Annotated in this window: 24 protein-coding genes; 12 read left to right on the plus strand and 12 right to left on the minus strand. The window is 70.7% G+C overall.

Annotated features, from left to right (window positions below; translation table 11 throughout):
• Positions 1 to 150: 150 nt before the first annotated feature.
• The 3 genes from ACFYOU_RS17310 to ACFYOU_RS17320 all read left to right on the plus strand — a co-directional run bounded on the left by ACFYOU_RS17310 (position 151) and on the right by ACFYOU_RS17320 (position 2,904).
• The gene (locus tag ACFYOU_RS17310; protein WP_389764734.1) at positions 151 to 564 is read left to right on the plus strand and encodes a DUF3151 domain-containing protein; all 414 of its coding nucleotides are present in this window, start codon (positions 151 to 153) and stop codon (positions 562 to 564) included.
• A gap of 184 nt (positions 565 to 748) precedes the next feature.
• Complete coding sequence (locus tag ACFYOU_RS17315; RefSeq protein ID WP_391306559.1) at positions 749 to 1,699, plus strand: tryptophan 2,3-dioxygenase family protein; 951 nt, start codon at positions 749 to 751, stop codon at positions 1,697 to 1,699.
• A complete protein-coding gene (locus ACFYOU_RS17320; RefSeq protein WP_391306560.1) occupies positions 1,696 to 2,904 on the plus strand; it encodes an aminotransferase class V-fold PLP-dependent enzyme in 1,209 nt (402 codons plus the stop codon). The genes ACFYOU_RS17315 and ACFYOU_RS17320 overlap by 4 nt, the downstream gene beginning before the upstream one ends.
• 114 nt (positions 2,905 to 3,018) lie before the next feature.
• On the opposite strand, the gene ACFYOU_RS17325 is transcribed toward ACFYOU_RS17320, so the two are convergent.
• The 3 genes from ACFYOU_RS17325 to ACFYOU_RS17335 all read right to left on the minus strand — a co-directional run bounded on the left by ACFYOU_RS17325 (position 3,019) and on the right by ACFYOU_RS17335 (position 4,873).
• Complete coding sequence (locus tag ACFYOU_RS17325) at positions 3,019 to 3,657, minus strand: DUF6518 family protein (protein WP_391306562.1); 639 nt, start codon at positions 3,655 to 3,657, stop codon at positions 3,019 to 3,021.
• 170 nt (positions 3,658 to 3,827) lie between these two features.
• Positions 3,828 to 4,037, minus strand: coding sequence for a DUF397 domain-containing protein (locus ACFYOU_RS17330; RefSeq protein ID WP_391306564.1), 210 nt, complete (start codon positions 4,035 to 4,037; stop codon positions 3,828 to 3,830).
• Positions 4,034 to 4,873 (minus strand): Scr1 family TA system antitoxin-like transcriptional regulator, encoded by an 840-nt coding sequence (locus ACFYOU_RS17335; protein ID WP_391306822.1) that lies wholly within the window; start codon positions 4,871 to 4,873, stop codon positions 4,034 to 4,036. The genes ACFYOU_RS17330 and ACFYOU_RS17335 overlap by 4 nt, the downstream gene beginning before the upstream one ends.
• 630 nt (positions 4,874 to 5,503) lie before the next feature.
• Here ACFYOU_RS17335 and ACFYOU_RS17340 point away from each other — a divergent pair.
• From ACFYOU_RS17340 to ACFYOU_RS17350, 3 genes are read left to right on the plus strand one after another with little or no spacing between them, the layout of a single operon-like run.
• On the plus strand, positions 5,504 to 5,716 hold the full coding sequence (locus ACFYOU_RS17340) for a hypothetical protein (RefSeq protein WP_391306566.1): 213 nt from the start codon (positions 5,504 to 5,506) through the stop codon (positions 5,714 to 5,716).
• Positions 5,713 to 5,940 carry a hypothetical protein gene (locus ACFYOU_RS17345; RefSeq protein WP_391306567.1) on the plus strand — a complete coding sequence of 76 codons (228 nt, stop codon included), beginning with the start codon at positions 5,713 to 5,715 and terminating at the stop codon, positions 5,938 to 5,940. The genes ACFYOU_RS17340 and ACFYOU_RS17345 overlap by 4 nt, the downstream gene beginning before the upstream one ends.
• On the plus strand, positions 5,933 to 6,499 hold the full coding sequence (locus tag ACFYOU_RS17350; protein WP_391306568.1) for a GNAT family N-acetyltransferase: 567 nt from the start codon (positions 5,933 to 5,935) through the stop codon (positions 6,497 to 6,499). The genes ACFYOU_RS17345 and ACFYOU_RS17350 overlap by 8 nt, the downstream gene beginning before the upstream one ends.
• A 153-nt stretch (positions 6,500 to 6,652) precedes the next feature.
• Here ACFYOU_RS17350 and ACFYOU_RS17355 read toward each other — a convergent pair whose 3' ends face one another.
• Positions 6,653 to 6,946 carry a winged helix-turn-helix transcriptional regulator gene (locus tag ACFYOU_RS17355; protein ID WP_391306824.1) on the minus strand — a complete coding sequence of 98 codons (294 nt, stop codon included), beginning with the start codon at positions 6,944 to 6,946 and terminating at the stop codon, positions 6,653 to 6,655.
• Between the two features lie 192 nt (positions 6,947 to 7,138).
• On the opposite strand from ACFYOU_RS17355, the gene ACFYOU_RS17360 reads away from it, so the two are divergent.
• Positions 7,139 to 7,450: an EthD family reductase gene (locus tag ACFYOU_RS17360; RefSeq protein ID WP_389764753.1), complete on the plus strand. Its 312-nt coding sequence runs from the start codon at positions 7,139 to 7,141 to the stop codon at positions 7,448 to 7,450.
• Positions 7,451 to 7,498: 48 nt separating this feature from the next.
• Here ACFYOU_RS17360 and ACFYOU_RS17365 read toward each other — a convergent pair whose 3' ends face one another.
• The 5 genes from ACFYOU_RS17365 to ACFYOU_RS17385 are packed head-to-tail and all read right to left on the minus strand — an operon-like array spanning position 7,499 to position 10,861.
• Positions 7,499 to 7,939 (minus strand): NUDIX domain-containing protein, encoded by a 441-nt coding sequence (locus ACFYOU_RS17365; RefSeq protein ID WP_391306570.1) that lies wholly within the window; start codon positions 7,937 to 7,939, stop codon positions 7,499 to 7,501.
• A 22-nt stretch (positions 7,940 to 7,961) separates the two neighbouring features.
• The gene (locus tag ACFYOU_RS17370) at positions 7,962 to 8,753 is read right to left on the minus strand and encodes an STM4013/SEN3800 family hydrolase (RefSeq protein WP_391306571.1); all 792 of its coding nucleotides are present in this window, start codon (positions 8,751 to 8,753) and stop codon (positions 7,962 to 7,964) included.
• Positions 8,750 to 9,259, minus strand: coding sequence for a hypothetical protein (locus ACFYOU_RS17375; RefSeq protein WP_391306573.1), 510 nt, complete (start codon positions 9,257 to 9,259; stop codon positions 8,750 to 8,752). The genes ACFYOU_RS17370 and ACFYOU_RS17375 overlap by 4 nt, the downstream gene beginning before the upstream one ends.
• Positions 9,252 to 9,887 (minus strand): dTMP kinase, encoded by a 636-nt coding sequence (locus ACFYOU_RS17380; protein WP_391306575.1) that lies wholly within the window; start codon positions 9,885 to 9,887, stop codon positions 9,252 to 9,254. The genes ACFYOU_RS17375 and ACFYOU_RS17380 overlap by 8 nt, the downstream gene beginning before the upstream one ends.
• A complete protein-coding gene (locus ACFYOU_RS17385) occupies positions 9,887 to 10,861 on the minus strand; it encodes a radical SAM protein (protein WP_391306577.1) in 975 nt (324 codons plus the stop codon). Before ACFYOU_RS17385 ends, ACFYOU_RS17380 begins: the two co-directional genes overlap by 1 nt.
• 236 nt (positions 10,862 to 11,097) lie before the next feature.
• On the opposite strand from ACFYOU_RS17385, the gene ACFYOU_RS17390 reads away from it, so the two are divergent.
• The 5 genes from ACFYOU_RS17390 (at position 11,098) to ACFYOU_RS17410 (ending at position 16,270) form a co-directional block, all read left to right on the plus strand.
• Complete coding sequence (locus ACFYOU_RS17390) at positions 11,098 to 12,330, plus strand: helix-turn-helix domain-containing protein (RefSeq protein ID WP_391306578.1); 1,233 nt, start codon at positions 11,098 to 11,100, stop codon at positions 12,328 to 12,330.
• A 31-nt stretch (positions 12,331 to 12,361) separates the two neighbouring features.
• Complete coding sequence (locus ACFYOU_RS17395) at positions 12,362 to 12,817, plus strand: NUDIX domain-containing protein (protein WP_391306826.1); 456 nt, start codon at positions 12,362 to 12,364, stop codon at positions 12,815 to 12,817.
• 406 nt (positions 12,818 to 13,223) lie between these two features.
• Positions 13,224 to 14,144 (plus strand): alpha/beta fold hydrolase, encoded by a 921-nt coding sequence (locus ACFYOU_RS17400; protein WP_391306579.1) that lies wholly within the window; start codon positions 13,224 to 13,226, stop codon positions 14,142 to 14,144.
• A gap of 144 nt (positions 14,145 to 14,288) precedes the next feature.
• Positions 14,289 to 15,608 carry a histidine kinase gene (locus ACFYOU_RS17405; RefSeq protein ID WP_391306581.1) on the plus strand — a complete coding sequence of 440 codons (1,320 nt, stop codon included), beginning with the start codon at positions 14,289 to 14,291 and terminating at the stop codon, positions 15,606 to 15,608.
• A complete protein-coding gene (locus ACFYOU_RS17410; RefSeq protein ID WP_385484743.1) occupies positions 15,605 to 16,270 on the plus strand; it encodes a response regulator in 666 nt (221 codons plus the stop codon). The genes ACFYOU_RS17405 and ACFYOU_RS17410 overlap by 4 nt, the downstream gene beginning before the upstream one ends.
• A 41-nt stretch (positions 16,271 to 16,311) precedes the next feature.
• Here ACFYOU_RS17410 and ACFYOU_RS17415 read toward each other — a convergent pair whose 3' ends face one another.
• The 3 genes from ACFYOU_RS17415 to ACFYOU_RS17425 form a co-directional block, all read right to left on the minus strand.
• Positions 16,312 to 17,241: a phosphotransferase gene (locus tag ACFYOU_RS17415; RefSeq protein WP_391306583.1), complete on the minus strand. Its 930-nt coding sequence runs from the start codon at positions 17,239 to 17,241 to the stop codon at positions 16,312 to 16,314.
• Between the two features lie 75 nt (positions 17,242 to 17,316).
• Positions 17,317 to 18,939, minus strand: coding sequence for an ABC transporter permease (locus tag ACFYOU_RS17420; RefSeq protein ID WP_391306584.1), 1,623 nt, complete (start codon positions 18,937 to 18,939; stop codon positions 17,317 to 17,319).
• Positions 18,936 to 19,847 carry an ATP-binding cassette domain-containing protein gene (locus tag ACFYOU_RS17425; RefSeq protein ID WP_391306586.1) on the minus strand — a complete coding sequence of 304 codons (912 nt, stop codon included), beginning with the start codon at positions 19,845 to 19,847 and terminating at the stop codon, positions 18,936 to 18,938. Before ACFYOU_RS17425 ends, ACFYOU_RS17420 begins: the two co-directional genes overlap by 4 nt.
• Positions 19,848 to 19,932: the final 85 nt, after the last annotated feature.

Below are 19,932 nucleotides of genomic sequence, written 5' to 3' on the forward strand. Positions count from 1 at the left end.
TCCGGTCTCCCCGGGTGGGGAGCCGTAGTGCAGGAAACGGAAGCGCTTCCCCCGCGCGCGGTGCGCGCCCCCGCGCACACGCTGGGTGAGGGCACCCACATCCCGTCACACCCCCCGCACCACCCCGGGGCACCTGGGAGACTGGAACCCATGGCCATTCACGAGAACCTGCTCGGGGGACCGCCCCCGACCCATCTGCCCGACGACCCCGGCCCCCGCGAACTGCTCGCCCAGGGCACCGCGTCCGCCGATGTCGCCGCCCAGTACCCCACCTCCTCCCTCGCCTGGGCGCAGCTCGCCGACGAGGCGTTCCAGCGGGGCAGCGTCGTGGAGTCGTACGCGTACGCCCGCACCGGCTACCACCGGGGCCTCGACGCGCTGCGCCGCAGCGGCTGGAAGGGCCACGGCCCGGTGCCGTGGGAGCACGAGCCGAACCGCGGCTTCCTGCGCGCCCTGCACGCCCTCGCGCGCGCCGCGCAGTCGATCGGCGAGCAGGAGGAGCACGCGCGCTGCGCGCAGTTCCTGAAGGACTCCTCCCCGACGGCCGCCCAGACCCTGGGCTGACCCGCCCGCGCTACCGGGCCCGCCCCCGCCGTGGTGGTGCGGCCCGCACGGCCCGCCCGCCGCTCTCCGGCCCGGGCGGGCCTTGCCGTGTTCCGGGTGATCGCGGAGGATGCCGGTGGGGACCGGGGCGCCCTGTCGAAACGGCAGGGGCGGACCGCTACCCGGAACACGCACGGAGACAGCGATGTCCCACCAGGCACAGCAGGGCGGCGCCGCCCCGGGGGCGCCCGGAGCGCCGCACCTCGACTTCCACGGCACGACGCCGTACGAGGACTACGTCCGCGCGGACGTGCTCACCCATCTCCAGCAACCCCTGTCCGACGATCCGGGGGAAATGGTCTTCCTGGTGACGACCCAGGTCATGGAGTTGTGGTTCACCGTGATCGTCCACGAGTGGGAGACCGCGTCGGCGGCCCTGCGCGGCGACGACGTGCCCGCCGCGACCGCCGCGCTGAAGCGGTCCGTCCGGGAACTCGACGCCCTCAACGCGTCCTGGCGCCCGCTCAGCGGACTCACCCCCGCGCAGTTCAACTCCTACCGGGACGCCCTAGGCGAGGGTTCCGGCTTCCAGTCCGCGATGTACCGGCGGATGGAGTTCCTGCTCGGCGAGAAGTCCGCGTCGATGCTGGTCCCGCACCGCGGCGCGCCCCGCGCGCACGCCGAACTCGACGAGGCGCTGCACGCACCGAGCCTCTACGACGAGGTGCTGCGGCTGCTCGCCCGCCGCGGCCACCCCGTCCCCGCGGCCGTCCTGGACCGTGACCCCGCCACCCGCTACGAGCCGTCGCCGCAGGTCGAGGACGTGTGGACGTCCCTCTACGCGGCCGAGCAGCCCACCGGCAGCCCGGCGCCCACCGGCAGCCCGGCGCCCACCGGTAGTCCGGAGCCCACCGGTAGTCCGGAGTCCGCTGCCGGCGACGGTCCGCCGCCCGACCCGGAGCTGTTGCGGCTCGGCGAGGCGCTGACCGACGTGGCGGAACTCGTCTGGCGCTGGCGCAACGACCACCTCTCCGCCACCCGCCGGGCCATGGGCGCCAAGCAGGGCACCGGCGGTTCGGCGGGCGTGGCCTGGCTGGAGAAGCGGGCCGCGAAGAACGTCTTCCCCGAGCTGTGGACCGCCCGGAGCCGGGTGTGAGGCCCGCACTGGAGGGGAAGGCCGCCGCCCTGGACGCCGCCGACCCGCTGGGCGCCGTGCGCGAGCGCTTCGTCCGCGACGAGGACGTCACATACCTGGACGGCAACTCCCTCGGCGCGCTGCCCCGTTCGGTGCCCGGTCGCATCGACGAGGTGATCCGCCGGGAGTGGGGCGAACTGCTGATCCGCTCCTGGGACCGGAGCGGCTGGTGGGACGCCCCCGAGCGCATCGGCGACCGGATCGCCCCCTTGGTGGGCGCCGCCCCCGGACAGGTCGTCGTCGCGGACTCCACCAGCGTGAACGTCTTCAAGGCGGTCGTCGCGGCGGTCCGCATGGCACGCGGCGCGGACCCCGGCGGTGCGGTACGGGACGAACTCGTCGTCGACTCCACCACGTTCCCCACGGACGGCTACCTCGCGGAGTCCGCCGCCCGGATGACCGGCTGTGCGCTGCGCCCGGTGCCGCCCGGGGAGGTGCCCGCGGTGCTCGGCCCACGCACCGCCGCGGTGCTCCTCAACCACGTCGACTACCGCACGGGCCGCCTCCACGACCTGCCGGGCCTCACCCGGGCGGTGCACGCGGCGGGCGCGTACGCGGTCTGGGACCTGTGCCACAGTGCGGGGGCGCTGCCGGTCGACCTGGACCTGCACGGGGTGGACCTCGCGGTCGGCTGCACGTACAAGTACCTGAACGGGGGCCCGGGCGCGCCCGCGTTCCTCTACGTGCGCCGCGACCTCCAACCGCGGTTCGACTCCCCGCTGCCCGGCTGGACGGGCCACCGCGAACCCTTCGGCATGCGCCCCGCGTACGAGCCGGCGCCCGGCGCGGGACGCGGGCGGGTCGGCACGCCGGACGTGCTGTCCCTGCTGGCGCTGGAGGAGGCGCTGACCGTCTGGGACGGCGTCACCGTCGAGGCCGTCCGCACGAAGTCGCTCGCCCTGACGGACTTCTTCCTGGAGTGCGTGACGGAGTACGTCCCGTCCGGCCGCGTCGAGGTGGCCATGCCCGTGCCGCACGGCGAGCGGGGCAGCCAGGTCGCGTTGCGCTGCGAAGGCGCTGCCGCCGTGATGGGGGTGCTCGGTGAGCGGGGGGTGATCGGGGACCACCGGCCCCCGGACGTCCTCCGCTTCGGGTTCGCCCCGTTGTACGTGGGCTTCGCGGAGACGGAGCGGGCGGCGCGGGTCCTCGCGGGGGCGTTGGCGTAGGTCCTGCGGTGCGTTGTTCGGCGCGGGTGCGCTGTGGTTGCCCGCGCCGTTCCCCGCGCCCCTATCGGGACGCCCACCTGCGGTCGCGTGAGGAGTCGGACAGGTCGGACAGCGTCATACCGATTCGAGCAGACCGTTGAGGATGGCCTTCTCGGCGAGGTAGAAGACGAGACCGCCCACGGGAGCGAGCACGGCGCACAGCCAGTACCGGCGCACCCCGGCGCGTGCCAGGTAGACGGTCAGGAGGGCGGTGAGCAGCACGCCGACCGTCAGGAAGGCGACCGCTTCTCCCCAGTAGTTGAGCGCCAGCCCCAGCCAGCACCCCTCGCCCAGCACCACCATCGCGATGACCGCCCCGGCTACCGGCCGCAGGTCGCCCCGCCCTCGTCGTACCGTCCACCCCGCCCATCCCAGAATGGGCCCTCCGACCAGCCCCGCCACCGACCACACGGCGGCAGTTCCGAGCGCTCCGCTCCCGAAGGTGTCTCCAAGAGTGGACGCCGCGTAGTAACCGCCGCAGGTGGTGAGCATCATCAACGCCCCGCCCCAGACGGCGAGCCGCCGGTCTCGGATCAGCACACCGGCCAGGGCGGTCCAGATGATCCAGGTGGACGTCGAGTTGGTCACCCGCTCCAACAGGGGTGTCGTTCCGTGCAGGGCGTACGTTGCCCAGCCGAGCAGCAATCCGAAGACGCCGGTCGCGGTCAGGACGGTGACAGGGGCGTCGTAACGGGATGCGGTCACAAGAGCCATGCCCAGGACTATACACGTGGTGTATACGCTCAATGTATAGTCGTTTGCAGGGGTCCGGGCACGCCCTGGGCGGTGTGTCCTGGCGCGCGAAGACCCCGTCGTTCCTGAATGGGATCGACGGGGTCGTGAGGGTCTGTCCGCGGGAGTGGTGCAGTGGTCGGCCCTGGTGATCAGGCGGCGTCGAACTCCCCGGTCTTGACGCTCGTGACGAAGGATGCGAAGGCGTGGGCGGGGAGGTGCAGTACGGGTCCGCTGGGGTTCTTGGAATCGCGTACGGGGACCGTGCCGGTTGCGGTGGCGTGTGCGGGCGCCCACTCGACGCACGAGCCGCCTTGTCCGCTGTAGGAGGACTTGATCCAGACATGGACTTCTACGGTCACGAGATGCCCTTTCGTACCTGATCGATCATGTCTACGGACGCCGTTTGTGAGAGCGAGACGCCTTGAAGCTGATGGTAGGTCCTCACCAGCGGTAGGACAGAGGTCAGTTCGCGGTCTAGAAGTCCCTGCGTCTCCGATTCGACGTAGGACATCACGGATCGATCTGGCATGGTCAGCAGGTTCACCAGCCTTTTGAAGGGGCGACGCTCGCCCAAACTGAAGGGCGCGACTTGCAGCACGGTGTGTGGCTGCTCGGCGAACTTGATCAGGCTTGCCAATTGCCCGTCCATCACCTGGAGCCCTCCCACCAACCGGCGAATGCAGCTCTCGTCCAGCACGACGATCACGACGGGCGGTACCGGGCGCACCACTGCGGCTTGACGCTCCGCAAGGAACTCGATCCGCTCAGCCGCCTGTTCCGGCGGGATCGCGCCGTGGGTGACGACGCTCTGCTCTATGGCCGTCGCGTACTCGGGTGTCTGAAGGAGTCCCGGGATGGCGCCCACCTCGAAGAGCCGGATCTCCGCGGCTCGCGCCTCGTAGCGGACGTACTGGGGGAAGCCCTCAAGAAGACTCCCGTTCTTCATGTCCCGGTAGGCGCGCTCGAACGACTCGGGGGCCGTACCCAGCAGGCCAAATGCCTCGTCAGCTTTCCTCGCGCTATGAAGGGTTGGAGGTTTCCGAGCAGTTTCCAAGGCCGAGATGTGCTGACTTGAGCACTTCATCTCCTCGGCCAGCTGCTCCTGGGTCCAGCTCCGTGCCTCGCGTGCACTGCGTAGACGTGCGCCGTACGCCGCTACTGGGCCATCGTCCGGGTTCAGCGACTTTCGGTTCAAGATCCGTTCCAACCCTTCCTTCTGTTGGGCCAAGTTGAAGGCAACCCGACCCTGGGCCACTCTCGAAGCGCTTGGTAGCAGAGTCGCTACGGAGAGGAGCGGTCGTGTGCGGTGAGACCGTAGTGCCGCAAGGGCAGTCAGACGAACTCGTCGTCGGGGCCCTCGCGTTCGACACCGTGCGGGGTGTCGTGGGGGTGGTGATGGACGTGACGTGGGGTCCGGTGTATCTCCGTCCGCCGGGGGGTGGGGTCGAGTGGCACGTGCGTCGTGAGGACGTGCGTGCGGCGACGGTCGTGGACCGGTTGCGGCCCGCGTTGGCGGAGTCGAACGTATGCAGCAGCCGGGGTGGTGGGCTGCGGTGAGTCGGAGGTTTCGTCACATCGAGTGGACCTTGCGGCGGTTGGACTTCTGGGGGGCGCGTGCGTATGTGCAGTGCGTGTCGGGGTCGCCGTCGTGTGGTGCGGTGCCGCCGCCGGGGCCGGAGAGTCGGTCGGACGAGGGTTCGTTGCGGTGGGCGGAGCGGCATTTCCGGGAGACGGGTCATCGTCGGTTCGATCGGGCGCTGTTCGAGACGGTGCAGTGGGACCCGCCGCCAGACGTGGACCCGGGGGCGTTGCCGGGGGTGACGACGTGATCGGTCAGCGTCCGCGCAGGGGTCGGCGTGGGCCGGCGGTGCTGGACGACCCGGTGCCGTTGTACGTGGCCGGGGTCGTGGACCGGTGCGCGTACCGGACCCTGGTGGTCGTCGGCACCCCGCGGCGCGGGCGGACGGTGCGGGGGTCGTTCGTGAGCCCGTATCCGGGGCGGGTGTTGCGGGGGCTCCGCGTGCAGGCGGTGCGGTGACACGTGACGCGCTGCTCGGCGGGCCGCCCGCCGAGTCCGGTGCGCACTGTTGCCTCTGCGGTTGCTGGACCACGGCTCCCGTGGTGATCGGGTACGGCAGCCAGAGCGGCGCGAACTTCGTCACGCACCGGGTCTGCCCCCGCCACGTGAACACCACGGGACCGTGCACCGCGAACCACGACGTACCGTTGCACGGGCTCACGGAGGAGTACGACCATGAGTGATCCGCACATCCTGTTGAGCGGTGAAGCGCTCGCCCTCGCGATGCCGCGCCAGGACATGCTGCCCAAGTACCACGCATGGGAGAACGACCCCGGGACGATCAGCGGGTACGGGAACCAGTGGGCGCAGCCCTGGGAGGTGCGTGCCGCCGGCTACGAGCGTCAGCGCGGCAACGAGCGCTTCCAGCAGTTCGAGGTGGTCCGGCTGGACGACGGTGCGCCCGTGGGGATGACGATCCTGGAGGTCAACACCTACGTACGCACGGCCGAGTTCGTGATGGTCCTCGCCCCCGAGGAGCGCGGGAAGGGTTACGCCGCGGAGGCGGCTCGCCTGACGCTGGACTGGGCGTTCCACCTCGCCCACCTACGCATGGTGTGGCTCAAGGTGCTGGAGCCCAACGCGGCCGGAGCCAGCGCGTACGAGAAGGCGGGGTTCCGTCCCGGCGGCCGGCTCCGGCGGTCCGGGTACTGGCTCGGCAAGCCCGTGGACGAACTGTTGATGGACGCCGTACCCGAGGACTTCCCCGGAACGTCCGCCGTGGCCACCGCCCTCGGTACGTGACCCACCCTCATCCGGGACGGCCCCGTCAGGGGCGTGGGGAACGGCGCGGGCAACCACCGTGCACTCCGCACGACCCCGCGTCGCCTTCACCCCTCTGCGTGGCGACGAGTCGGCGGCCGTCGCGTCACCGCTCCACCTGGTGGGGCGTGGCCTTCACGTCTCCGTGGGCTCCTGGTCGTGTTCTTGCTCCTGGGCCCAGGTGCTCGCCCATGCGTCGAGCGGACGAAGGGCGTCGCGGAGCGCTGTCCCCAGCCGAGTGAGCTCGTAGCCATCGGCCGAGGGCGCGATGATCCCGCTCGATGTGAGTTCGCGGAGCCGCTGGTAGAGGACGCTGGATGACAGTCCTTCGCACCGTGCCAGCAGTGCGCGGGCGCCGAGCGGACCCGCACGCAGCTCCCAGAGAATGCGCAGCGCCCACCGACGGCCGAACAGGTCCATCGCGGCCATGAGGGGACGGCCGGTCGTCGATCCGCGAACCGGTGTTCCTGGGCGTGGCGTCGGCATGACCCTCCTTGCGTTTCTTTATTCGAAACACTAGCGTCCATTCGGTGTTTCTGATTTCGAAACGTACGCGATGGGAGGGTCGATGCCGCGGCTACGAGTCGGGCAGTCGGCTGACGTCCCTGGACGGAGGCCGTCATGCATAGGTCGTTGGTCCTGTATTACGAGCCCGCCGACCCTGACCACTTCCGCGACTACTACGTGAACGACCACCTTCCCCTGGTGGCGAGTTGGCCCGGCCTGCTTGCGTGGCGCTACAGCTTCGACGTGACGGCGACCGAGGGAGAAACACCGTACTTCGCGGTCTTCGAAGCGGACTTCGCCGACGCCGCCGCCCTGGCCGCGGCGCGGGCGTCGCCGCAGGGCCAGCGGGTGGCCGCCGATGTCGTCAACTACGCCACGGGCGGTTTGCTCGTCCTCGACTATCCGGTGCAGGACGGCACCGGTTGAGGCAGCCCAGCCCCATTCGGGACGGCCCCGTCAGGCGCGCGGACTTCGTCACGCACCTGCCCGAGCAGTCAGCAGGAGTGCGAGGGGCCCGGCGGGGAGAAGGAAGCGACCCTCCTCGGCGGCTTGCAGGGCTTCGTCCATGGGCCACCACGTCAGCTTGAAATCCAGTTCGCTGGGGGTCAGTTGCTGCGGCCCCAGGGAGAGCCGACGTGCCTCGAAGAGGTGGACGCGGGCGGGCGACGCCAGGGTGATGGCGTACGAGCCGAGTGGACTCCACACCTCGGCGGTGATCCCTGCCTCCTCGGCGAGCTCTCGCCGGGCGCACTGCTCGGGGGTCTCGCCGTCCTCCCGGCGCCCGCCCGGCAGGAACAGGTACTCGCCACCGTGGGTGGGGAAGTGAGCGGACAGGATCGCCACCCGTCCCTCCCCGTCCACGGCTACGACCACGGATGCGTCACGGGTAGGAGTGCCGGTGCTGTCGTCGCTCATGCGACGCGAGAGTAGCGGTGTGTCAGGACAGCCAGGCGGCGAACGGGACGTTGGTGACTTCCGGGCGAACAATCCCCCGCCCCCAGTAGCCGCTCTCTCCGAAGGCGTCACCGTGGTCGGCACACATGATGATCAGCCACTTCCGTTCGCGAGTCAGCGTGTTGATCAGCCGTCCGAGATGGGTGTCGGCATAGGCGAGGGCAGCGATCTGGGATCGAACGCTGTCCGTGCTGTGCCCGATGTAGAAGCCGTGGGGTACGTGAGTGGCCGAGATGTTGACGAACAGGAACAGCGGACGGCCGGAGTGCTGGTTGGCCAGACCGAGGGCCTCGTCGACCTGGTGGCGGGTGGAGTCCGGTTCGGGTGAGCTGAACTCCGGTCGCCAGTGGTCTTCGTCGAACATGTCCGGAAGTACGCCGCCGAGTGGGGTCTCGCGGGAGAAGTAGGTGACACCGCCGACGCACACCGTGCGGTAGCCATGCCGGTTCAGCCCTTCGAGGAGATTGGGGGCGTCGAACACGAATGTCTGTGACGGCACGCTCTTGAACGACGGCGGGCGACACTCCCACAGGCGAGAGGGCTGTTCGGGCTGTGGAAGCTTGGGCAGGAACCCCGAGAAGAGGGCCATATGAGCGGGAAGGGTGAACGTGCCGGGAGTCTGCCGGAGCTCCCATCCCCCGCCGGGCAGAAGTCGGGCGAGGTGGGGAGTGCGGCCCTCGTCCAAGGCGGTACGAGCGACGTCGTAGCGTAGCGAGTCGAGGGTGACGAACAGGATGTTCGTACCGGTCAGTACGACGTCAGCCGCATTGGTCACTTGACCGTGTCCTCACCGCTCGCCGTCGTGTAGGGCTGGACTCTGCCCTTGGAGGTGTCGTTGACAGGGATCGGCACCCGGTCTTCGGCGATCATCCGTCGGATCGCCGCGAGTCCGCCCGGTTCATCGAGAGGTTTGCCGTCCCGGCCGTACAGCACGATCGTGATCTGTACGGTGTGGCCGCCGGTTTCCCTGGTGGTGACGAGGATGCCGGGGGCGTCTCCGGCCTGGCGCATGGCGGCCAGCAGCGAGACCTCGTCGGCTTGGCCACGATCCAAGACCTGGCAGGCGTAGTGCTGGGCGTTGACGGCACCTTGGCACAGTCGGTCGAAGAACTGAGCGGAGGCGGATTTCCCGTCGTGGGCGACCACTAGGCGGCCGGCCTGCACGGTGACGACGAAGCAGGCTGCCATCCACCAGGCGACTCCGGCGTGGATCTGGCCGGGGAACTGGCCGTGTGCTCCACTGTCGCGGACCACGGTCTCGGCGTCGATGGGGTTAAACACGGGCTTTCTCCAGGTGTGCCGCGATCGTGTCGGCGAGCTGGCCGGGGCTTTGGTCATCGCTGGGAAGGACCACGGCCGTGGGGTCACTGGTAGCAACCTGCTCGAAGTTCTCCAGGAGCTGTTTGTAGCGGCCGGCCACGTCGAACAAATCAGTGTCGTCCTGCTTGATGTCGTGTTTGCCGGCCATGCGGCTACGCAGGGTCGCCTCGGAGCAGGTCAGGTAGAACGTGGCATCGGGGACGATCAGGTAGGGGCGGAAGGGGTCGATCAGTACACCCACTTCGGCGGGGTCAAGGCCGTGCACGGCGGCATGGCAGGCCGCCACCGAGGAGGCATAGCGATCGGCGATGACCGGGCCGGTGGTTACGGCCTGACGAACGCGATCGGAAGCGTGCAGCAAGCCAGAGAGGTAGAACGCGAACTGGGGCAGGGCCCTCAGCTGTTTGTTCGCTTCTGGGCTCCATCCGGTGTGCGGGTGGGGCAGGGTGTGCAGGCTGGTCGCATGCATGCGGCGGGCTAGCAGAGCGGTCAAGGTGGACTTGCCGATACCGGAAACGCCTTCCAGGACGACGAACGGGCCTTGACGGCCTTCGACGTGTGGGATGGGGCGGTATGCGGTAGGCAGCATCACAAGGTCCCCTCGGTGAACTGCGCAATGTGTCCGGCAACGGCGGCGGCGAGCCGGTCGGGCTCCTTGACCAGGTCCTTGGCGTCCAGGCGTAGGTCCCCGCGGAGCAGGCAAGGCTGGACGCCACCGGCGTGGTCCACGCGCAGGGCCCAGAATCCCTCGACGCACTTGGTGCGGACCGGGCAGGTACCGCACTGGCCGACGTGGTGGCGGCCCAGATCGCGGTGGATCACGTCGATCTCCACCCCGTCGACCCGAAAGACCCGCCGCCCCTGACCAACCCCGGTCACCTCTACGTGCTCGTCCTGGGTGAGGGTCCTCAGATGCCTGACGATTCCCTCGGCCGAGACGGCAGTATCGGCGTGGCCATCGTTGAAGTCCGTCGGTACCAGTTCGATGAACTGAACCGGCATCCGCCGGTCCAGCGCGAACTTGAGGATGGACTTGACCTCATGCGTGTTCTGTTTGAGTAGCAGGCAGTTCAGCTCGACCCGTTCGAACGTCTCCCGGGACGCGTCAATACCGTCCAGCACCGTGTCGATGCCGGTGCGAGTGCCCGCAATGGCGCGCAGGGACTCGTCAGAGAAGTAGTGGAGCGACACCTTGATCTTGTCCAGCGGTGTCCGGGCGAGCCACTCCTGATGGGCCCGGACCCGAGTGCCGTTCGTGATCAGCGTGTACGAGCCATCAGGCCCGGAGGGCGGCAGGGCCGTCAGCACATCGCGGGCCATGGGCGAGTTCAGGGGCTCACCACCCGTGAAGTACACCCGCTTGAGTCCTGCCGTCATCATCGAGGAGATGACCGTCAGAAAGTCCTCCGCCCGGTACGCACGCGCACGAGGTTGCTGGCTACGATCCGTAAGGGTCAGCGGCGGCGGAACATCATCCTCGTTGTGGCAGAAGAAGCACGCGATGTTGCATCGAGGAGTCAAGGACACCCGTAACTGCCCCCGCAGAGCGGCGAAGTTGCGCAAGGCAGTCCAGTCGACCGCTGGTGCATCGACTGCGGGCCGTGTGGTCCTCACTGGCATCTCCCAGGGGTTTGTGGTGCACGAACGGCCCGGAAACCCGATGCGCGGGTGGGCGTAATCAGGTGTTGACGGATTCTCCGGCGATCTTCTCGGTCTGCTGCGACAGTAGACAAAGCACCCCGGAGCACCCCGGAAAAACCTTCCGGGGTCCCTTCTGGCCACGAGGTGATACTCAGGACATGCGAGGGACGACAGGGAGTCTGACCACCGGCGAACGCGTTGCCTGGTACCGGCGTCGACGCGGACTCTCCCAGGAGGTCCTTGCCGGCCTTGTCGGACGCACCACGGACTGGTTGAGCAGAGTGGAGAACAACCGGATCGAACTCGACCGGCTCTCGGTGATCACCTCACTCGCCAAGGTTCTCGATGTTTCTCTCGGTGACTTGCTTGCTGAGCCGACCCTCTGGGATCGGTCCGGCGACAGTGGCAGCCACACGGTCCCCGCGTTGCGCGAAGCGCTCGTGGACTACAAGCAACTCGCGCCCGTGCTGGGGTCTCCTGTTGATGACGAACCTCCCACTCTCAAGGCTCTCCGGGCCGACGTGAGGGAGGTCCTCGACGTCTTCCAGGCATCGCGCTACGGCTTCGCCACTCGACGTCTTCCCTGCGTCCTTGCCGATGCCCTCGCCGCATCCCGTGCGTACTCGGGGCATGAACGGGAGGAGGCCCATGCCTTGCTTGCCCTGGCCTACCAGGGTGCGGCAATGGTGCTGGGCAAGGTCGGGGAAGCAGAGTTGGCGTGGATCGCTGCCGACCGCGGGTTGGCAGCCGCGCAGCATAGCGGCCGGAGCGCGGTGACGGGCTCGCTCATTCGGTCGGTCGCACACTGCCTTCTGGCCACCGGCCGCTTCAACTCAGCGATCCGGCTGGTGAACGACGCAGCAGCCGTGATGCAGCCGGAACTGGGCGGTGCGGACGACGAGCTCCTTTCGGTGTACGGCACCCTCTTCCTTGCCGGGGCGATGGCGGCTGCAAGAGCAGAGGACCGAGCGACAGTGCGGACCTTCCTTCGGGAAGCTGATGAATCGGCACACCGGATGGGCGCCGACGCCAACCACATGTGGACGGCCTTCGGCCCGACCAACGTGGCCATCCATTGCGTGGCAACGGCCAGAGAGCTCGGGGACCTACAGATCGCGGCTGACCTCGGGCCGCGAATCGACACCAGCGGCATGCCGGTGGAGCGGCGGGTACGGCACAGCCTCGAAGTCGCCCGTGCGCTCAGCGCCTGGAACCGGGCCGACGAAGCTCTGTCCGTCTTGCTCAACGCCGAACAGGACGCTCCCGAACAGGTGCGCCATCACTATCTGGGCAAGGAACTGGTCATCGGCTGGATTCGCGGCACGAGAGGCCGCCCGTCCCAGCCCTTGGCGGACCTGGCCTGCAGGCTCCACATCATCGCAGGCGGTTAGAGTCCACCCCGTGAACGAGCACGAGGCGAAGATGGCCCACCCCCGTATGGCAGCCGGCGCTCTCTTCTTCGACGAAGCCGATCGCGTCCTGCTGCTCGAACCGTCCTACAAGGACTACCGCGACATCCCGGGTGGATACGTCGAACAGGGTGAGTCACCCCTGCAAGCCTGCACGCGAGAGATCCACGAGGAACTGGGCATCAAACCCAGCATCGGCCGCCTGCTCGTCGTTGACTGGGCCCCGAACCTAGGAGAGGGAGACAAAGTCCTCTACCTCTTCGACGGCGGCCGTCTCAGCGCAGAACACCGCCATCAGGTCGTACTGCAGGCCGACGAGATCCGCAGTTACGACTTCCACCACCCCGAACGGTTGCCGGACCTGACCATTCCGCGCCTTGTACGCCGAATCACCTCTGCCATCCAGGCCCGTGCCGACGGCCAGACCGTCTACTTGGAACATGGCGAGCCGCCCCAAGCGGGGCCCTGACCCGGGACTGCCCCGAAAGGGGCGCGAGGAACGGCGTGGCCAATCCCCAAGCACCCGCACTGGACGGCCGGCGCCCGCCCCCACCGGTCGGGTGTGCGGGGCGCACCGCACACCGTGCTCGACGCGGCGACGGTCACCGCGCTCGTACAACGGGGTTGTGGGCGTGGAGCAGCGCGCCGCCCTCGCAGGCAGACGCCCCGATAGGGGCGCGGGGAACGGCGCGAGCAACCCCCACGCACCCGCACGGGACAACGCACCGGAAAGGGGCGCGGGGAACGGCGCGGCCAACCCCCGCGCACCCGCACGGGACAGCGCACGGGACCCCGCAGGGGAACGTCCCGAAGGGGCGAGGGGAGTCCCTGGTACGGTCCCGCCGATCAGTTCCGCGCGAAACGGAGGGCCGAGCATGCCGGACGAAGACGACGACCCAGAAGCCGCAGCCGCAGCCGCCGCAGAGGAAGCGTCCGCGTTCTCGCACCCGACCGTCCCCCCGGACGCCACCGCCGCGTACGGCCCCCACCCCGACCAGGTGATCGACTTCTACGCCCCCACCGCGCAGCGGAACCCCAGCGGCCCCGCGTCCGCACCCCTGGTCGTCGCGTTGCACGGCGGCGCCTGGCGGGCCCCGTACGACCGCACGCACCTGAGTCCGTTCGTCGCGCACCTGGCGCGGACCGGTCTCGCCGTCGCCTCCGTCGAGTACCGCAGGGGCCCGGCGCCGCTGCCCGCGCAGCGGACGGAGACCGGCGCCCCCGCCGGACCGGTGGCCGGCCGCTGGCCCGACACCCTGGACGACGTCGCCGCGGCCCTGGACGCGCTGCCCGGGCTCGTCGCGTGGCTGCTGCCCGTCGCGGACGTCCGCCGCACCGTCCTGACCGGCCACAGCGCCGGCGGCCACCTCGCGCTGTGGGCCGCGTCCCGGCACGCGCTGCCGCCCGACGCGCCCTGGTTCCTGGAGCGGCCCCCCGCCCTGCGCGGGGTCGTCGCGCTCGCCCCGCTCGCGGACCTGCGCACCGCCGCCGCGCTCGGTGCCTGCTCCGACGCGGCCCGCCAGTTCCTGGGCGGTCCGACCCTCTTCGAGGCGCGGCTGCCGTACGCCGATCCGGCGGCCCTGCTGCCCACCGGGATCGCGACGGTCCTGGTGCAGGGCGCCACCGACCGGGACGTGCCCCGCGCGGTCGCCGACGCCTACGCGGACGCCGCCGCGCGGGCCGGCGAGGAGGTGGGGCTCACCGTGCTGCCGGGCGTCGGGCACTTCCCGCTGATCGACCCGGCGGCGGACGCCTGTGCGGTGGTCGCCGAGGAGATCGCCCAGCTCGCCTGGTGATCCCCGGGCCCCGACCCCCGACCTCCGACCCATGGGCCCGGGAGCGCCGCGTAGGCCGTGTAGCCACGTAGTACCTGAGGGGGACCCCGGGGAACCCGTCTCGCAGGGGACGACCGGCTCCGGCCGGACGCTTACCTTCGTAGGGTGACGCAGACCCAGCAGATACCGAGCCCGAGGCCGGCCGCCGGTTCCTCCAGCCCCGAGTACGACCTCGTGAAGGACGTGTTCGGCGGGCTGCGCGAGGACCTGTTCGACAACGCCTTCGCCTACCGTCCCCTCGCCCCGCTCAGCGCGGACCGCGGCATCGCCACCTGGTTCGGTGGGCGCGGCAAGTGGGCGCTGCACGCTCTGGTCGTCGCGCTCGCCGGGTTCACCTGGTTCGCGGGTTCGGTGTCCGCGTACGGGGTCGCGGAGCTGCCCGCGCTGATCATGGGCCTGCTGCCCGCGCTGGCGGTGCTGTTGACGCTGGTCCGCCCGGTCCTCGCGTTCTTCGCCTCGCTGGCTTCGGTGCCCGTGATCGTGGCGATCAGCGGCTTCAGCGGCGGCACCTGGCCGTGGACCGGGGCCGGCTTCTTCGCGCACCTGGTGATCGTGACGGTGGTCGCGATCCGGACCCGGACCCGTACGGCCCTGTGGATGTGGGTGCTGACCACGCTGTTCTCCATGGTCGTGGGGTACCTGGACGCCGACTACAACCCGGACTCCTGGGCGATGACGTTCATGTCGGGGGTGCTGGTGCTGCTGGTCACCCTGTGGCACGTGCGGCGGGAGGCCAAGCAGGTGGTGGCGGCGGAGCGCACGGTGACCGCCGTGGAGCGGGACCGGCGCACCCTGCTGGAGGAGCGCACCACCATCGCCCGCGAGCTGCACGACGTGGTCGCGCACCACATGTCCGTCGTCGCGATCCAGGCGGAGGCGGCCCCGTACCGGGTGGAGAACCCGCCGCCGGAGCTGGAGCAGGCGTTCGTCACCATCCGGGAGAACGCGGTGGCGGCCCTCACCGAGCTGCGCCGGGTGCTCGGGGTGGTCCGCGCCGAGGACTACGAGGCGCCGGACGCCCCGCAGCCGACCCTCGCCGACCTGGACGCCCTGCTCGCCAACGTCCGGGACACGGGTCTCGACGTCACCAAGACGGTGACGGGCGCGGTGCGGGAGCTGCCGCCGGGCGTCGAACTGTCGGCGTACCGGATCGTGCAGGAGGCGCTGAGCAACAGCCTGCGGCACGCGCCGGGCGCGGCGGCCCGGGTGGAGGTCGGCTACGTGCTCGGCGGCCTCGGACTGCGGGTGGTGAACGGGCCCGCGCGGGGTCTGGTGAAGCCGTCCCCGGGGGCCGGCCACGGGATCACCGGGATGCGGGAGCGGGTGGCGATGCTGGGCGGCGAGATGACGGCGGACGACCAGGAGGACGGCGGCTACGAGGTCGCGGTGTTCCTTCCCGTCCGGGCCGTGGAGGAGCAGGCATGACGATCCGGGTGCTGGTCGTCGACGACCAGATGATGGTGCGCGAGGGCTTCTCGGTGCTGCTCAACGCGATGCCCGACATCGAGGTCGTCGGGGAGGCGGTCAACGGCCGCGAGGCGGTGGAGCGGGTGCGGGAGCTGGCGCCGGACGTCGTCCTGATGGACATCCGGATGCCGGAGCTGAACGGGCTGGACGCGACCCGGGAGATCGTCGCGGCGGGCGGCGGGACGAAGGTCCTCGTGCTGACCACCTTCGACCTGGACGAGTACGTGTACCAGGCGCTGCGCGCGGGCGCTTCGGGCTTCCTGCTGAAGGACGCTTCGGCCCGGCAACTCGCGGACGGGGTACGGGTGGTGGCGGCCGGCGAGGCGTTGCTCGCGCCGAGCGTCACCCGGCGGTTGATCACCGAGTTCTCCAAGCTGTCGGGCGAGCCGCGGTCCCTGGTCACGACGCAGAGCGCGTACGGGGAGCTGACCGAGCGGGAGACGGAGGTCCTGGTGCTGATCGCGCAGGGCCTGTCCAACCAGGAGATCGCCTCGCGGCTGGTGGTCGCCGAATCGACGGTCAAGACCCATGTGAGTCGCATCCTGGTCAAGTTGGGGCTGCGGGACCGCACGCAGGCGGCGGTCTTCGCGTACGAGGCCCGGTTGGTCACCCCGGGCTGAGGTCCCGTGGGCCCGCGGTGTGGACGGGTCCTGGCGGACGGTCACAGGATGGTGCGCCAGTTCCAGGGGCGCGGGCCGCGCCGTCCCCGCAGGGAGTCGACCCGCTGTTGGGCGTCGGCGTGCCAGCCGGGCCGGCCCACCGCGTACCGGACGGCGTACGACACCATGCGTAACTCCCGCACCGCGGACATCAGTTCGTACCCGGCCCAGGCGGTGACGTCGGTCCCGTAGGACGTGCAGAAGTCGGCGTACTCGGCGGAGGTCACCGTACCGACCGTGCCGATCTTCGCGGCGGTCGCGACGAGGTCCCACTCGGGCGGTCCGACACAGGCCCGCTCGAAGTCGATCAGCACCGGGTCCGGGGTCAGGACGACGTTCCCGAGCCAGGCGTCCCCGTGCACCACGCAGTGCGGCAGCCCCGCGGGCAGCGCGGCCCACCGGGCGCGCAGCTCCTCGTAGCGGCGGTGCAGCCAGGCCCGGTCGTCGGCGGGGGTCGTGGTGGCGGCGGCGATCCGTTCGGGGACCCGGACGAAGGGGTCGAGCCGGCCGAGTTCCCAGTCCGGCAGCGGCAGGGCGTGCAGCCGTTTCAGCAGGTCGACCACGTCCGCGGTGGTGCCGCGCCGGTGCGGCGGCAGCTCCTCCCAGAAGGTCACCGGGTGCCCCAGCGCCGCCACCGGTTGCGCCACCGGCAGCGGGCGCACCGCGGGCACCCCCTGCTCGGCGAGCCAGCGGGCCACCCGTACCTCCCGTGCGGCGGCGGCGCCCTGCCCGGGGCGGACGATCCGTACGATCACCCGGCCGGGCAGGCGCCAGATCTCGTTCTCGGCGAGCCGGACCGGCTCGGCCCCCCGGGCGGTGAACCCGGCCGCCCGGCAGGCGACTTCCAGGACGGACCCGGAACGGTCGGACCCGGAACGGTCGGACTCGGAACGGTCGGGCACGGAACCCTCGGGCGCGGCCGGCGTCGTCATGGTCCGCACGGTAGCGGCGGTGCGGCGCGGGCGACAGAACGCCGTCCGCCACCCCGGGGGTCCTGGTGGCACGGGTCAGGACGAGGTGAGGTCCCGGCGCCGCAGTGCTGCGAGCCCCGCCGCGACCAGCCCCGCCGCGAGCGCCGTCAGCACCAGGACCGGCGCCCACCGCAGCTCCTCCCCGGGCAGCTTGGGCAGATGCCCGAACGGCGACAAGTCCAGTACCCAGGAGGGGAGTTCCAGCGCGGGACCGAGCCAGCCGATCAGCAGCACCGCGCCCGCAACGGCCCAGGACCCCGCCGCCCACCGCGGCGACGCCCCGGTCAGCAGCACGGCGAGCCCGCCGACCGCCCACACCGCCGGCACCTGCACCAGGGACGCGGCCAGCGCCTGCCCCGGGTCCTTCCCGTAACCGAGGGCGAGCCCCGCCCCGCTCAGCAGCAGGAGCAGCGCGGACCCGCCGAAGGCGACCAGCAGATGGCCGGCCGCCCAGCCGGTGCGGCTCACGGGTGCCGCCAGCAGGGGTTCGGCGCGCCCGGAGGTCTCCTCCCCGTGCAGCCGCAGCACCGAGGAGACCACGTACAGCCCGGCGACCAGCCCGAAGATCCCGGCCATCGTGCCGAGGAACGCCTCGGTGATCGCGGAGGCGCCGCCCATCCGCTGGATGATCTCCCGGGTCCGTTCGTTGTTCCCGACGAGGTCCCCGGCGCCGGCCGTGATGCCGCCGAAGGCCACCCCGCTCACCAGGAAGCCCGCGCCCCAGCCGCACAGGCTGCCGCGCTGGAGCCGCCAGGCCAGTGCCCCGACGGTGCGCAGTTCGCCCCGGGCGGGTCCGGGTCGGCTGGGCAGGAAGCTCATGCCGAGGTCCCGCCGGTCGGCGAGCCGGTACGCCACCGCGCCCTGGACGAGGACGGCCGCGCCCAGCAGGGCGAGCACCCACCAGCGTTCGCCGGCGAAGGCGCGCAGGTTCTCCGTCCAGCCGAGGGGCGAGAGCCAGGTCAGCGGGGACGAGCCGTCGGCGGTGCCGGAGTCCCCGGCGGCGCGCAGCACGAACGCGGCGCCGAGCACCCCCGCCGTCAGGCCCTTGGCGAGCCGCCCGTTCTCGGTGAGCTGGGCGGCGATCGCGGCGGTGGCGGCGAAGACCAGTCCGGTGCCGCCGATGCCCAGCCCCAGCGCGAGCGCGCCGGCCCCGCCCTCGCCCCGGAGCCCGGCGGTGATCAGCAGGGCGAGCGCCGCGTTGGCGACGGCGGCGGTCAGCAGGGCGGCGGTGAGCGGGGCGCGGCGGCCGACGACCGTCGAGGACACGAGTTCCTGACGTCCGCTCTCCTCCTCGTCGCGGGTGTGCCGGACCACCAGCAGCAGGCTCATGATCCCGGCGAACAGGGCGGCGAAGACGCCGACGCGCATGGCGGTGAGCGCGCCGATCGAGTCGCCGAAGGAGGGCCCGTACATCGCCCGCAGGGAACTGTTCGCGGCGATCGACCGGGCGAACTCGGCGCGCTCGGCGGAGGTGTCGTACAGGTCGGCGAGGGTGCCGGGGATGCTGACGACCATCGCGCCGATGACGAGCACCCACACCGGCAGCGTCAGCCGGTCGCGGCGCAGGGCGAGCCGCAGCAGGGTGCCCGTGCCGGTGAACGGTCCGGACCCGCGGACCGTCCGCGTACGGGTCCCGGCGGCCGGGGCGACGGCGCTCATCGGGCCACCGCCCCGGCCGTGGACCCGGCGTCCTGGTAGTGGCGCAGGAAGAGTTCCTCCAGCGTGGGCGGGGTCGAGGTCAGCGAGCGGACCCCGGACCCGGTGAGGGCGCGCAGGACGCCGTCGAGCTGGTCGGTGTCGACCTGGAGGCGGACCCGGTGGCCCTGCACCTCCACGTCGTGCACTCCGGGCAGTTGCTCCAACGGGCCGGGCAGGGTGGCCAGTTCGGCACTGACGCTGGTACGGGTCAGATGCCGCAGTTCGGCCAGCGAACCCGATTCGACGGTGCGGCCCTGCCGGATGATGCTCACCCGGTCGCACAGCGTCTCCACCTCGCTGAGCAGGTGCGAGGAGAGCAGCACGGTGCGGCCGCGGTCGCGTTCCTCGCCGATGCAGTCCTGGAACACCTCCTCCATCAAGGGGTCGAGGCCCGAGGTCGGTTCGTCCAGGACCAGCAGGTCCACGTCGGAGGCGAGGGCGGCGACGAGGGCGACCTTCTGCCGGTTGCCCTTGGAGTAGGTGCGACCCTTCTTCGTCGGGTCGAGCTCGAAGCGTTCGACGAGCCGGTCGCGTCGGTTCCGGTCGAGCCCGCCGCGCAGCCGCCCGAACAGGTCGATGACCTCGCCCCCGCTGAGGTTGCGCCACAGGGTCACGTCCCCGGGCACGTAGGCGAGCTTGCGGTGCAGGTCGACGGCGTCGCGCCACGGGTCGCCGCCGAGCACCCGGGTGCTGCCGCCGTCGGCCCGCAGGAGTCCGAGGAGGACCCGGATGGTGGTGGACTTCCCGGCGCCGTTGGGTCCGAGGAAGCCGTGCACCTCGCCCGTCTCCACGGTGAGGTCGAGTCCGTCCAGCGCCCTGGTGCGGCCGAAGGACTTGTGCAGCCCGGCCACGCTGATTGCCTTCGTCATGCTTCGGAACGTACGCTTCTTTCAGAAGTTTGTGAAGATAGGAAACCGTATAACCTCCTTACGGGTGCTGCGCGACACGGGGAGA

Origin of the sequence: Streptomyces sp. NPDC005955, from assembly GCF_042871255.1 — a bacterium.
Taxonomy (GTDB): Bacteria; Actinomycetota; Actinomycetes; order Streptomycetales; family Streptomycetaceae; genus Streptomyces.

What these genes read in the sequence shown, in the direction of transcription:
- ACFYOU_RS17425 (WP_391306586.1), bottom strand. Translation starts at nt 19,847, where the DNA reads ATGACGAAGGCAATCAGCGTGGCCGGGCTGCACAAGTCCTTCGGCCGC.
- ACFYOU_RS17360 (WP_389764753.1), top strand. Translation starts at nt 7,139, where the DNA reads ATGCATAGGTCGTTGGTCCTGTATTACGAGCCCGCCGACCCTGACCAC.
- ACFYOU_RS17395 (WP_391306826.1), top strand. Translation starts at nt 12,362, where the DNA reads ATGGCCCACCCCCGTATGGCAGCCGGCGCTCTCTTCTTCGACGAAGCC.
- ACFYOU_RS17415 (WP_391306583.1), bottom strand. Translation starts at nt 17,241, where the DNA reads ATGACGACGCCGGCCGCGCCCGAGGGTTCCGTGCCCGACCGTTCCGAG.
- ACFYOU_RS17310 (WP_389764734.1), top strand. Translation starts at nt 151, where the DNA reads ATGGCCATTCACGAGAACCTGCTCGGGGGACCGCCCCCGACCCATCTG.
- ACFYOU_RS17355 (WP_391306824.1), bottom strand. Translation starts at nt 6,946, where the DNA reads ATGGCCGCGATGGACCTGTTCGGCCGTCGGTGGGCGCTGCGCATTCTC.
- ACFYOU_RS17365 (WP_391306570.1), bottom strand. Translation starts at nt 7,939, where the DNA reads ATGAGCGACGACAGCACCGGCACTCCTACCCGTGACGCATCCGTGGTC.
- ACFYOU_RS17400 (WP_391306579.1), top strand. Translation starts at nt 13,224, where the DNA reads ATGCCGGACGAAGACGACGACCCAGAAGCCGCAGCCGCAGCCGCCGCA.
- ACFYOU_RS17420 (WP_391306584.1), bottom strand. Translation starts at nt 18,939, where the DNA reads ATGAGCGCCGTCGCCCCGGCCGCCGGGACCCGTACGCGGACGGTCCGC.
- ACFYOU_RS17410 (WP_385484743.1), top strand. Translation starts at nt 15,605, where the DNA reads ATGACGATCCGGGTGCTGGTCGTCGACGACCAGATGATGGTGCGCGAG.
- ACFYOU_RS17315 (WP_391306559.1), top strand. Translation starts at nt 749, where the DNA reads ATGTCCCACCAGGCACAGCAGGGCGGCGCCGCCCCGGGGGCGCCCGGA.
- ACFYOU_RS17350 (WP_391306568.1), top strand. Translation starts at nt 5,933, where the DNA reads ATGAGTGATCCGCACATCCTGTTGAGCGGTGAAGCGCTCGCCCTCGCG.
- ACFYOU_RS17390 (WP_391306578.1), top strand. Translation starts at nt 11,098, where the DNA reads ATGCGAGGGACGACAGGGAGTCTGACCACCGGCGAACGCGTTGCCTGG.
- ACFYOU_RS17325 (WP_391306562.1), bottom strand. Translation starts at nt 3,657, where the DNA reads ATGGCTCTTGTGACCGCATCCCGTTACGACGCCCCTGTCACCGTCCTG.
- ACFYOU_RS17380 (WP_391306575.1), bottom strand. Translation starts at nt 9,887, where the DNA reads ATGCTGCCTACCGCATACCGCCCCATCCCACACGTCGAAGGCCGTCAA.